Raw genomic sequence first — 12552 nt, 5'->3', positions numbered from 1 at the left:
CTCTCAGGCCGCGTTGCGTGCGGCCGGTGACTTGGCGAGGTATGCGACGGCCTGGGCGGTGCTGCCGATCTGTTCGGGGCGGAAGCCGGGCCGGAAGTAACTGAATGTGGAGAAGACGATGCTCCGAAGCGGGGGCAGGACGTTGGCGCGCACGCCGCGGTGGAACTGCCACTTCTTCTGGATGTAGTTGTAGGACACCGACGTGTCCTGCTTCATGATGAACCGGTAGCCGCGCTGTATGAGGAACAGCAGCATCGGGAGGACGGCGAGCATCGCGCGCCCGCGGCGGAGGTAACTGTCGCCGAAATAGGCTGCGACGTCGTGCGCGACGGCCCGATGTTCCACTTCCTCCGCGCCGTGCCACATGAACAGATCGGCCATCGTCGGATGCGCGCCGGTCTCGATCCAGTTGTTGTTCAGTGCGAAATCGCCGAGCACCGCGGTGTAGTGCTCGAGGGCGGCGATCAGCCACAACCGCTCGATGAGGTGCTTGTGCCGCGCTTGCGGCGGGCCGCTCGTCGCCGGTCCGAGAACTCTGCGGAAGACCCACTCCATCTGCAGCTGGTACGGACGTGGATCGATGCCGTGGTGATCGAGGAACTCCCACAGCACATGGTCGTGAGCTTCGGCGTGCATCGCCTCCTGTCCGATGAAACCCCGCATGCGAGAGGCGAGTTCCTCGTCGGCCACCAGCGGCAGCGCCTCGTTGTAGGTCTGCACAAACCAGCGTTCCCCCTCCGGGAGAAGAAGATTCAACACGCTGATGAAGTTGGACGCCACCGGGTGGCCGGGAATCCAGTGCAGGGGCACGTCGTCCCAGTCGAATGCCACGTTGCGGGCATGCAGTTCGACCGGGCCGGGATCGGCTTGATCAGCACTCGTCTGATCGGTGTGGCTCAGGTCCGGACGCGGGCGTTCGACGGTGCTCATCCGGTCACCTTCTGTCGGGCGCCGATGCGCGACAGCCACGGCGCGAAACGGTATATGCGATAACCGACCTTCGCCTCGGGCGTCACCGGGACGACTGCCTTGTTGTGCTCGATCGCCGAGACGATCTCGACGGCCACCCGATCCGGGGTGAAACCTCGGCGCTGGTAGAAGCGGTTCAGCCGATCTCGTTGTGCCTGTTCGGTATCGGCGTCCAGTCCGGCGATCGGCGACGACGACACGATGTTGGTGTCGACGATGCCCGGGCAGATGGCGCTGACACCGATGCGGTGCTCGGCGAGTTCGGCGCGCAGCGACTCCGAGAACAGCAGGACCCCCGCCTTCGACGCCGAGTACAAGCCGAGGCTGCGCGACGGCGTGAACGCCGCGGCCGAGGAGACGTTGACGATGTGCCCGCCCACTCCGCGGTCCACCATCTGACGGCCGAACTCGCGGCTCCCCGTGATGACCCCGCGCAGGTTGACGTCGAAGAGCCGATCGACCTGCTCGTCGGTTGCGGCGAGAGCCCCACCGGCCAAGCCGATCCCGGCGTTGTTGATCACAATGTCGGGTACCCCGTGGCTCTCCCGGACCGTCGCGGCGAAGGACGTGAACGAGTCGGTGTCGGACACGTCGAGGAGGTAGGCGTGCGCCACCGCGCCGGCGATCTTGCAGGCCTGCGCCGTCTCGGCGGCGGTGTCGAGGTTCCGGTCGGCGAGCACGAGTTCGCACCCGCGCTCGGCGAGGAGCAGTGCGGTCTCCCGACCGATGCCACTGCCCGCGCCGGTGATCACGACCAGCTTTCCGGCCAACGGTTTCGGTTCGGCGAACACCCGCGACCGCTCGACGGTCGGCGGCGCCTCGTTGTCGGTCTGCGCGGCAAGGAAATCCAGGATCGTGTCGGTCAGGTAGCCCGGCTTGGTATACGGCAGCCAGTGGCCGGTCGGGGTGTCGCGCCGCCACAGCTTGGCCGCATAGGTCGGGGTGTTGTCGTAGATGGCCGGACGCAGGGCGATGTCGCGCTCGTTGACCACCTGCAGCACCGGCACCGCGGTCGAGCGGGGCTCCGGGCGGGCCAGTTTCTGGCGGATGTTGGCGCGATAGAGCGCGAGTCCGGTGATCATGTCGCGGCGCAGTGTCTCGGCGACGACGACGTTCTCCGGTGGGGTGCCCTCGATGGTGTGCAGGAACTGCTTCCACGCCCGCGGACTTCCCAGTGCGGTCAGCAGGGCGTTCGGCAGCACCGGCAGCTGGAACAGTCCCGTGTAGGCCGATGAGAGTGACTGCGTCGCAATGGTTCGCATGCGGCGGGGTGTCGGGCGGGTCAGTCCTTCGCGTAACAGCTGACCGAGGTGGTCGAGGTTGGGTCCGGAGACCGAGACGAAGGATGCGATGCGGGTGTGCGACCTCGGTCGGCTGACGGCCTCCCAGGCCTGGACCGAACCCCAGTCGTGACCGACGACGTGCACGGGAGCGTCGGGACTCACCGCTTCGGCGACGGCGAAGAGGTCGTCGGCGAGCTCGGCCAGCCGGTACGCACCGACCTCGCCTGGACGGTCGCTTTCGCCGAATCCGCGGCAGTCATAGGCGACCACGTGATACTTCTCGGCCAGCCGAGGTGCGATGTGGGTCCAGAGATGGTGGGTGTCGGGCCAGCCGTGCACCAGCATGACCGTCGGATTCTCAGGGTCCCCGAGTTCGAAGGTCGCGAGGGTGACGCCGTCGCCGGTCACCGTTCCCCGTCGCCAGTCGGGACGCACCTGCACTGCATGTTCGGACATCCGTGTCACCTCGTTGTAGACCCCGATTGGAGGTACACGTTACCAACGGTTACACAAATGTCCAGACCCTGGAGGAGACAAAGAGGCCCGGTCAGAAGACCGGGCCCTTCGAGACGGCGCTCCGCAACCTACTGGCGGTACGACGACAGGAAGTTGCCGATCCGTTCGACGGCCTCCTTGAGGTCCCGCGACCACGGCAGCGTGACGATGCGGAAGTGGTTGTGGTCCTCGAGGTTGAACCCGGTGCCCTGCACGACGAGGATCTTCTCCTGCAGTAGCAGGTCCTGGACGAACAGCTCGTCGTTGTGGATCTCGTGTACCTCGGGGTCGAGGCGCGGGAAGGCGTACAGGGCCCCCTTGGGCTTCACGCAGCTGACACCGGGGATCTCGTTGAGCTTCTCCCAGGTGACGTTGCGCTGTTCGTAGAGGCGACCGCCCGGGGAGACGAGCGCATCGATGGACTGGTACCCACCCAGCGCCACCTGGATCGCGTGCTGGCCGGGCACGTTCGCACACAGGCGGGTCGACGCGAGGATGCCCATGCCCTCGAGGAAGCCCGTGGCATGGTCCTTGGGGCCGGTGAAGACGACCCAGCCGGCGCGGTAACCGCACACGCGGTACGCCTTGGACAGGCCGTTGAAGGTGAGGCACAACAGATCCGGCGCCAGCGAGGCGACGTTGATGTGCTCGGCGTCGTCGTAGAGGATCTTGTCGTAGATCTCGTCGGCGAGGATCAGCAACGAGTGTTCACGCGCCAGTTCGACGAGCTGCTGCAGGACTTCGCGTGAGTAGACCGCGCCCGTCGGGTTGTTGGGGTTGATGATGACGATCGCCTTGGTGCGGTCGGTGATCTTCGACGCGATGTCGGTGATGTCGGGGTTCCAGCCGTTTTCCTCGTCGCAGCGGTAGTGCACCGGACGGCCGCCGGACAGCGAGGTCATCGCCGTCCACAGCGGGTAGTCGGGGGCCGGGATGAGCACCTCGTCGCCGTCGTTGAGCAGCGCCTGCATCGTCATCGTGATGAGCTCGGAGACACCGTTGCCCAGGATGACGTCGTCGACGTCGAAGTAGGGGAAGTCGGGGATGAGCTCGTACCGTGTCACGACGGCGCGTCTCGCGGACAGCACGCCTGCCGATTCGGAGTAGCCCTGCGAGTACGGCAGTGCGTGGATCATGTCGCGCATGATCACGTCGGGTGCCTCGAACCCGAAGATCGCCGGGTTCCCGATGTTCAGCTTGAGGATGCGATGGCCCTCTGCCTCGAGCCGCTGCGCGTGCTCGTGTACGGGTCCGCGGATCTCGTAGCACACGTTCTGCAGCTTGAGCGACTGCTCGAGCGGCTTGAGGTTCTGGTTCAGATGCGACACATGGGGCCTACTCACGAGTTCAATTGTCGCAGCCGCGTGCAAGTCGGTTTCCGCCAGTGCTGCGCGGCAGTGGCCGGCCTACGAAAAACGGGCTCCGACCGTGGTGGTCGGAGCCCGTTTCGCGGTACTGCTGGTGACTACTGGTGGCCGGGCCGCTTCTTGCCGGCGGCGATGCCGAAGCCCTTGGCCTTCGACGCCCCGGTCTCGGCGATGGTGCGGGCATCGCCCGAGCCGTTGCTCGACGGAGCCGGGACCTCGGCCCCGTTCGTCTCGGCCGGGGCTTCCGCTGCCGGTGCCTCGGCTGCCGGGGTTGCCTCGGTCTCCTCGGCAGGAGCCTCGGCTTCCGGAGCCGCCGGAGCCGGTGCCTCGGCTGCCGGTGCTTCCGCGGCCGGCTTGGGGGCGGCCTTGCCGATCCCGCCCGGGCGCTTCTTGCCCGCGGCCATACCGAAGCCCTTCGCCTTGGCCGGCTTCTCCTCGGTCGCGGCAGCGGTGCCCGTTGCCGCGGTTGCCGTGGCCGACTCGGTGTCGACGGTCGGAGCCGCATCGGGTGCCGACTCGGCCTCGGCGACCTTGCTCTCGGCAGGGGCGGTCACTCCGGCGTCGGCAGCTGCCGCGTTCGGGGTGGCCGTCTTCTGACCGGGACGCTTGCCGGCAGCCATACCGAAGCCCTTGGCCTTGGCCGGCTTCTCAGCCGCGGGTGCCTCGGCCTTGACGGCCTCCGACGACTCGGCCTCGGCGGGAGCAGGAGCGGCCGTTGCGGCAGGCTTGCTCGCCGCACCCGGACGCTTCGCGCCGCCCTTCATGCCGAAGCCCTTGGACGCGGGCTTCTTCTCGGCCGGTGCCTCGGCGGGAGCCTCTGCCGGTGCCGAAGCCGCAGCGGGCGCTGCAGCCGCCGCTCCCGGCTTCTTGCCGCCCTTCATGCCGAAGCCCTTGGACGCGGGCTTCTTCTCGGCCGGTGCCTCCGCGGGAGCCTCTGCCGGTGCTGCGGTCTTGGCTGCGGCGCCGGGCTTCTTGCCGCCCTTCATGCCCAGGCCGACCTTCGGCTTCGGAGCCGCCTCGGTGGTGGCCGTCGCAGCTGCGGCGGCGGCCGCAGGAACCTTCTCGGGCTCCGGTTCCGGCTCGGGCTCCGGAGCGCTCGGACGAGGTCCGAGGAAGCGGCCGCCGAGCTTGACCTCGGTCGAGCCGCGCTTGACCGAGTCGAGCAGCAGCTGCGCGACGTCGACGACCTCGACCTTGCCCTCGGACTCGGTGCCGCTGGTCCGTGCGGTCACACCGTCGGTCAGCATCACGCGACAGAACGGGCAACCGGTGGCAACCTTCTTGACCTGGTCACCCGTGGTGTCACCGAGGGTGTCCAGCGCCTCGTCGACCCGGTCGAGGTTGATGCGCTTGCCGATCTGCTCTTCCATCCACATGCGGGCACCACCGGCACCACAGCACATGGACCGTTCGCCGTGACGCGGCATCTCGGTGAGAGTCGATCCGGCGGCACCCATCAGCTCACGCGGGGCGTCGTAGACCTTGTTGTGGCGGCCGAGGTAGCAGGGGTCGTGGTAGGTGACGCCCTCGCCGAGCGGGGCGACCGGCACGAGCCGCTTCTCGCGGACCAGTCGGTTCAGCAGCTGCGTGTGGTGGACGACCTCGTACTTGGCGCCCAGCTGCGGGTACTCGTTGCCCAGCGCGTTGAAGCAGTGCGCACAGGTGACGACGACCTTCTTGCGCTGCTCGGGCGCCGTCGAGAAGACCTCGCCGAGCATCTCGATGTTCTGCTGCGCGAGCATCTGGAAGAGGAACTCGTTGCCGGCGCGTCGTGCGGAGTCACCGGTACAGGTCTCGCCCTCGCCGAGAACCATGAAGTTCACCGCGGCCATGTCGAGAAGCTCGGCGACGGCCTTGGTGGTCTTCTTCGCGCGGTCCTCGTAGGCGCCGGCGCAGCCGACCCAGAACAGGTATTCGAAGCCCTCGAACGACTCGACGTCCTTGCCGAAGACCGGGATCTCGATGTCCATCTCATCGATCCAGGCGGTACGCGCGGAGGCGTTCTGGCCCCACGGATTGCCCTTGTTCTCGAGGTTCTTGAACATGCCGGCCAGCTCGGTGGGGAAGTCCGACTCGATCAGGACCTGGTAGCGACGCATGTCGAGGATGTGGTCGACGTGCTCGATGTCGACCGGGCACTGCTCGACGCAGGCACCACAGGTGGTGCAGCTCCACAGGGTCTCGGTGTCGATGACCGCACCCAGCGCCTCGGGATCGAACTCGCCGTCCGCGGACTCGAGGCCCTCGCCGCCGCCGAGCCTGCCCTTGGACTCGCCGACGAGCTTGCGGGATGCCTCGGCACGAGCGGCCTCGGGGATCGCGTTGAGCTTGTCCTCGAGGACGTTGCCGTCGGCGTCGACCAGGCCGACCTCGTCCCCGCCCATGTCCTTGCGGCCACCGGCCATCAGGTACGGGGCCTTGGCGTTGCCGTGGTCGCGCAGCGACATGATGAGCAGCTTCGGGGACAGCGGCTTGCCGGTGTTCCAGGCCGGACACTGCGACTGGCAGCGGCCACATTCGGTACAGGTGGAGAAGTCGAGCCAGCCCTTCCAGGAGAAGTCCTCGATCTTGCCCGCACCGAAGGCGTCGACGTCGGGGTCGGCGGTCTCCATGTCGAGGACCTTGCCCTGGCTCATCATCGGCTTGGCGGCACCGAGGGCGACGCCGCCGTCGGCCTCACGCTTGAAGTAGATGTTGAAGAACGCCGAGAAGCGGTGCCAGGCGACGCCCCAGTCGGTGTTCAGACCGACGACGGCCAGCCACACCATGCCGCTCATCAGCTTGATGACCGCGAAGATCGACACCAGGGTCGGCGACTCGGGCAGGATCTTGGCGACCTGCATGGTGAAGAAATCGGAGTACGCGTTCGAGTGGTGGTACGTCGCGATCTTCGACGCCTTCACCAGGATCATGCCCAGACCCTCGAGCAGGACGACGGCCTCGACGAAGTAGGCCGCGCCGAAGCGGGAACCGGAGAATCGCGAGATGCGCTCGGGGACGCGCGGGTGGTTGAGCTGGCGGATGACGATCAGCACCATGATGCCGACGACCGTGCCGATGCCCAGCAGTTCGTCCCAGAGGTGCCACGCGAACGTGTCACCGAAGAGGGGCCAGTGGAACTCCGGGTTGATCGACTGGCCGTAGGCCTCGAACCACAGCAGGGCACCCCCCATGAAGCCGATCATCACCAGCCAGTGCGCCCAGCCCACCGTCCGGAACTTGACCATGCGGGTGTGGGCGATGAACTCCTTGATCATCGTTCCCAGACGCGGGAGTACCGGCCAGAATCGGGAACTGTCGACCTTCTGGCCGAGTTTGATGGTGCGGAACATCCGCACCACGCCGCCGAGGAACAAGTACCAACAGAAGAGGCTGATCACCGCTGCTGTGGTGCCGATGGCAATCGTCGTGGCTGTCACGGGCGCGTACCGGCCTTTCGTCTAGGTCGTCCGCCGCAGAGGAAGCGCACAGAGTGCGCAGGGCTCTCCCACAGGGCGGTGTACTACAGGTAACCGTAATTCGTCGCGCCGTCGGCGCGCTGCCAAGGTTGACCTAATTTTCGCTGGTCTATCTCACATCGAATGATACTCGCGAGTAACTTACTGTCGAGTCAGGGTGTCGAGGATCCCATTCGGCTCCCGCGGTCGGTCCGCGTCAGCGGACCCGGGCCACCTTCTCCAGCTCCTCGAGGGCTGTGTCGAGGTGGGTGAGCAGCCGCTGCAGGCTCGGGACCTGCGCACGAGCGCCTATCAGACCGAAGTTGACGTGATCGGCCGAACTGGTCACGGTGATGTTCAACGCCAGGCCCTCCATCGCGATCGAGACCGGGTAGACGCCGTCGAGTCGGGCGCCGTTCCAATAGAGCTGCTCCGACGGCCCGGGCACGTTGCTGATGATGATGTTGAACTGCGGCGGAACGTATTGGACGAAGCCGGGAACGGTCGCGAATGCGAGCGGCGCGAAATTGGCCGCGCCGAGAGCGAGCGCCTGCAGGGGCTTCAGGCCACGGACGACGTTCTTCGCCTGGCGAGCCGACGCGACGAGTGCATCGAGCCGGCGTTCGGGATCGGGTTGATCGGTGGCCAGGTCGACCATGATCGCGGTGACGGCGTTCCCGTCGCTGTCCCCGTCGGTGTGCATCGACACGGGCACGGCGGCGATCAGGGAGGAATCGGGCAGGGCATCCTGATCGATCAGGTACGAGCGCAGCGCACCCGAGCACATCGCGGCGATGACGTCGTTGAGCGTGATGTCCAGGACGTCGGCGACCGCCCGTAGGCGCTCCATCTCCCACTGCTGGGCGGCGAAGCGGCGGGCGCTGCCGATCGCCACGTCGAGGATGGTTCGCGGGGCGCGGGGCACCGGCGGCACGAAGTCCGGCTTGCGTACACCGGCGATGGCCACCTTCGCGGCCGCGGGTACGAGCCCGGCCACCTGCAGGCCGGCGTCGGCGATCCCGGAGATCCGCGACCTCAGCGTCGGCGCTGGTCGCGGACGCTTCTTCCCGGCGAGGGCCGGGTCCCAGGGTGCCGATCCGGATCGGTCATCGGGGTCCGGCGAGAGCATGCGCTGCAGCAGGCGAAGCGCTGACACCCCGTCGACGATGGAGTGGTGGATCTTGCTGTAGATCGCGATCCGGCCGTCCTCGAGGCCCTCGATGACGTGGATCTCCCACATCGGCCGGAACCGGTCGAGCAGGGTGCCGTGGTTCAGCGACACGTAGCGCAGCAGCTCGCGGACGCGGCCCGGGCGCGGCAGCACCGCACGGCGGACGTGGTAGTCGAAGTCGATCTCGTCGTCGTAGGTCCAGGCGAGGTTGCCGAGGATCGTGACCGGCGACGCCGGCCGCTTGCGGAACAGCGGATGGATCTCGCCACAGGAGGAGAAGGCCGCGATGACCTCCTCGGCGAGGTCGGCCGACGACTGACCCTCCCGCGGTACGAACAACTGCAACCCGCCCACGTGCATGGGCTGCTCGCGCGTCTCGGCCAGCAGGAATATCGACGAGGTCACCGGCATGTACTGCATTCACACTCTTTTCCACGGTTGTCGGTTTACGCATCGGGCTGAGCGCGGCAGATGAATCCAGTATCGGTCCGTCACCACCGGCGCGGCGTCGAATGGTCATCTTGGGTGAGATGTGTTCGTGCACCTAGGTTGTACGGGTGAGGTCAGCAGCTCGTCTCGTCATGCCGGTGTTGCTGGTGGTCGTCGAACTGTGGATCGCCGTCGCGGCGACGTGGATGTACGCCGTGTCTGCGGACCGGATTCTCGGCGCCGGTCAGGTGCCGTCCGGTTCCACGCTCCTGGTGCTCGGTTCCCTCGTCGAGGACGGTTCTCCCGGGGACTACGTGCGCGGCCGGCTGGACACGGCGTCGGAGCTGTATCGCGACGGCCGTGCCATACGAATCATCAATTCCGGCAATGGTTCTCCCGAGGCGGGTGATGAACCCGCGGTGATGCGGGACTACCTCGAAGCCGCGGGCGTACCGGCGCAGGTGATTCTCGACGACCCGTCGGGGTTCGACACCGCGGCGAGCTGCCGCCGCGCGCGGGAGGTGTTCGGTGTGCGGGCGCTGCTCATCGTCACCCAGGACTTCCACCTGAGGCGTGCCATCGCGCTGTGCCGCGGAGAAGGGGTGGACGCCAATGGTGTTGTCGCTGAATGTGATTGTCCGTCATGGACATTGGTGCGCAATCACATTCGCGAGACGGTGTTCGCGGGTCCGCGTGCGCTGCTGACGGCGATCGGCTGAGGTGAACCACCGCGGCTGGGGTCGACGACGCTTCATAGGTTAGGCTGCGCATGCTGGCGGGCGACAGAGTCGACCGCATGACCTCCACAGAAGGGTGGAACAGGTGGAAGCCAAGAGATGGGCCCGACGAGTGATCGCGATCGGCGCAGCGGCGATCGTTGCGGCCGGATTGCTCGCCGCCTGTGGAGGTGGCGACACATCGGGAGACGACGAGACCCTGGTCCTGTACTCGGGTCGTTCGGAGTCGCTGGTCGGTCCGCTCGTCGAGCGCATCGGGGGCACGATCCCGGTGACAGCCGGGTATGACAAGAAGGCCGCCCAGATTCTCGAGGAAGGCGACCGGTCGCCGGCCGACCTGTTCTTCGCGCAGGATGCCGGTGAGCTGGGTGCTCTTGCCGACGCCGGTCTGCTCGAGCCGCTGCCCGCCGACATCGCCGCGAACATCCCGGAGGCCTATCGGTCCGAGACGGGTACCTGGGTGTCCACCTCCGCACGTTCGCGTGTGCTGATCTACGACCCGCGCCAGCTGCCCGCAGCCCAGCTGCCTGCCGGCATCGACGGCCTGCTCGCACCGGAGATGCGCGGAAAGGTCGGCTATGCGCCGACCAATGCTTCCTTCAAGTCCTTCGTGACGGCTCTGCGACTGACCCGCGGTGACGCGGGTGCGCGGGACTGGCTCACCGCATTTCTGGCGAACGACCCCAAGTCCTTCGACGGCAACGGCCCGATCGTCGAGGCGGTGAACAGCGGTCAGCTCGCCGCGGGCCTCACCAATCACTACTACTGGGTTCAGGAAGTGCAGGAGAAGGGGATCGAGAACGTGCCCGGTCGACTCCACTTCTTCTCCGACGGCGACCCCGGCGCGCTGGTGAATGTCGCGGCGATCGGTGTGTTGAAGACGGCATCCGACAAGGAGCAGGCTTTCGAGTTCATCCGGCAGCTGCTGACGCCCGAAACCCAGACGTACTTCGCGCGTGAGGTCGGCGAGTATCCGGTCATCGGCAACGAGCCGCTTCCGGTCCCGGGGCTGCCGACCCTGGACCAGTTGTCGCCGCCGCAGATCACGCTCGACGAGCTCGCCGACGTCGCGGGGACCGACAAACTGCTGAACGAGGTCGGCGCTGTCTGATCTGTTGACCCGCATTCGAATTCGTCCCGGCCAGAGAACGCGGTCGGGACGAATTCTGTTGGGGTCGGTCAGTGTCGTGATCGCGTTGCTGCTGATCACCCCTGCGGTTTATCTCGTGATTCGGGTTGTGGGGATCGGCATCGATGAGGCGGTCGCGCTTCTGTTCCGGCCCCGCACGGGGCAACTGCTCTGGCGCACGGCGCAACTCGCGGTCATCGTGACGTGTGCGTCGATCGTGGTGGGTGTGGGGTTGGCGTGGTGCGTGGCCCACGGCGTCCGCCGCGGACGCGCGGTGGTCATCGCGCTGCTGGCTGCACCACTCGCGATCCCGTCCTACGTGTCGGGGTTCGTGTGGGTCCGACTGTTCCCCGGATTCGAAGGGTTGTGGGCCGCGGCGCTGGTGTTGACCCTGGCCTGCTATCCCCTCGTCATGCTGCCGGTCATGGCGGTGATCTCCGGGACCGGACGGGCGGACGAGGACGCCGCGCGCACCCTCGGGTGCGGACCGGTCGGAGCGTTCCTGCGTGTCACGCTCCCACGCATCCGTCCCGTCGTGATTGCCGGCGCGCTGCTGGTCGCGCTCTACGCGATCAGTGATTTCGGCGGTCCTGCCATCGTGCGCTTCGAGCCGTTCACGGTGGGGATCTACAACGCCTACAACGGAACCCTGGACCGATCGGTCGCCGCCTTGTACGGTCTCGTGCTCGCCCTGATCGCCGTGGTGCTCGCAGTGGCCGAACGCCGCATGCGCCGCGATGTCGACACCGGGTCCACGCCGCTGCGAGCGCGACAGGTCCAGGACCGACCGGTGGCCTGGGGTGTCGTCACGTCCGTCGTCATGGTGGGCGTCTGTGTGCCCGTTGTCGGGTTGTGCACGGAGATCAGCGAATCCCAGCGACTCGGCTTCGACGATCTCGGTGACCTGATCGCCTGGGTGGGGCCGTATGCGGGCACCACGATGGAGTTGTCGGTCCAGGCCGCGATGGTGATCGTGCTCCTGGCCCTGCCGTTGGCGTTCTTCGTATCCCGGCCGCGCACACGGACCGGTGACGCCGTCGAGGTGGTCTCTTACCTCGGATACACGCTGCCCGGCGTGACGGTCGCCCTGTCGATGGTGTTCCTGGGTACCCGGCTCCTGCCCGATTACTACCTGACCGCGGCGATGCTCATCGCGACCTACGCGGTCCTCTTCCTGCCTGTGTGCCTGGGGCCGGTCCGCTCCGGGGTCGATGCGATCCCGCCGCAGATGGCGGAGGTGTCGCGGACCCTCCGAGCGGGACCGGTGGCCACCGCAGTCCGCGTCCAGTTGCCACTGCTGGCGCCGGCCGTCTTGGCCGGCGCGGCGCTGGCATTCCTCTCGGTGGCCAAGGAACTACCCGCCACCTTGATGCTGGCGCCGATCGGCACCAGGACCCTCGCGACCGACATGTGGAGTCTCAACAACGACATGAACTACGGGCGTGCGGCAGTCCTGGGTCTGGTTCTCATCGTCGTCGCCTCGATACCCACCGCGGCACTGTCCGCGCTGTTCGGAAAGGCCGGTGGCCGGTGAG

8 protein-coding genes are annotated in these 12552 nt (G+C 67.0%); 3 read left to right on the top strand and 5 right to left on the bottom strand.

Annotation, left to right across the window (positions count from 1 at the left end; genetic code table 11):
• Window positions 1–3: 3 nt before the first annotated feature.
• The 5 genes from GAA2_RS20745 to GAA2_RS20725 all read right to left on the bottom strand — a co-directional run bounded on the left by GAA2_RS20745 (window position 4) and on the right by GAA2_RS20725 (window position 9142).
• Window positions 4–930, bottom strand: coding sequence for a metal-dependent hydrolase (locus tag GAA2_RS20745; protein ID WP_096274734.1), 927 nt, complete (start codon window positions 928–930; stop codon window positions 4–6).
• Entirely contained in the window at window positions 927–2708 is a 1782-nt protein-coding gene (locus GAA2_RS20740) for an SDR family oxidoreductase (protein WP_096274733.1), read from the bottom strand. The genes GAA2_RS20745 and GAA2_RS20740 overlap by 4 nt, the downstream gene beginning before the upstream one ends.
• A gap of 128 nt (window positions 2709–2836) precedes the next feature.
• The gene (locus tag GAA2_RS20735) at window positions 2837–4090 is read right to left on the bottom strand and encodes a pyridoxal phosphate-dependent aminotransferase (RefSeq protein WP_096274732.1); all 1254 of its coding nucleotides are present in this window, start codon (window positions 4088–4090) and stop codon (window positions 2837–2839) included.
• A gap of 122 nt (window positions 4091–4212) precedes the next feature.
• Window positions 4213–7533, bottom strand: a complete 3321-nt coding sequence (locus GAA2_RS20730; RefSeq protein WP_096274731.1) for a (Fe-S)-binding protein — start codon at window positions 7531–7533, stop codon at window positions 4213–4215.
• Window positions 7534–7768: 235 nt separating this feature from the next.
• Window positions 7769–9142: a WS/DGAT/MGAT family O-acyltransferase gene (locus GAA2_RS20725; RefSeq protein WP_096274730.1), complete on the bottom strand. Its 1374-nt coding sequence runs from the start codon at window positions 9140–9142 to the stop codon at window positions 7769–7771.
• 161 nt (window positions 9143–9303) lie between these two features.
• Here GAA2_RS20725 and GAA2_RS20720 point away from each other — a divergent pair, with 161 nt between their 5' ends.
• From GAA2_RS20720 to GAA2_RS20710, 3 genes are all read left to right on the top strand, one after another.
• A complete protein-coding gene (locus GAA2_RS20720; protein WP_096274729.1) occupies window positions 9304–9870 on the top strand; it encodes a vancomycin high temperature exclusion protein in 567 nt (188 codons plus the stop codon).
• 103 nt (window positions 9871–9973) lie between these two features.
• Window positions 9974–10999 carry an extracellular solute-binding protein gene (locus GAA2_RS20715; RefSeq protein WP_096275025.1) on the top strand — a complete coding sequence of 342 codons (1026 nt, stop codon included), beginning with the start codon at window positions 9974–9976 and terminating at the stop codon, window positions 10997–10999.
• Between the two features lie 58 nt (window positions 11000–11057).
• On the top strand, window positions 11058–12551 hold the full coding sequence (locus GAA2_RS20710) for an ABC transporter permease (protein ID WP_096274728.1): 1494 nt from the start codon (window positions 11058–11060) through the stop codon (window positions 12549–12551).
• Window position 12552 lies beyond the last annotated feature (1 nt).

The organism is Gordonia ajococcus, from assembly GCF_012974285.1.
GTDB lineage: Bacteria > Actinomycetota > Actinomycetes > Mycobacteriales > Mycobacteriaceae > Gordonia > Gordonia amicalis.
This window is presented reverse-complemented; position numbering and strand designations above follow the sequence as displayed.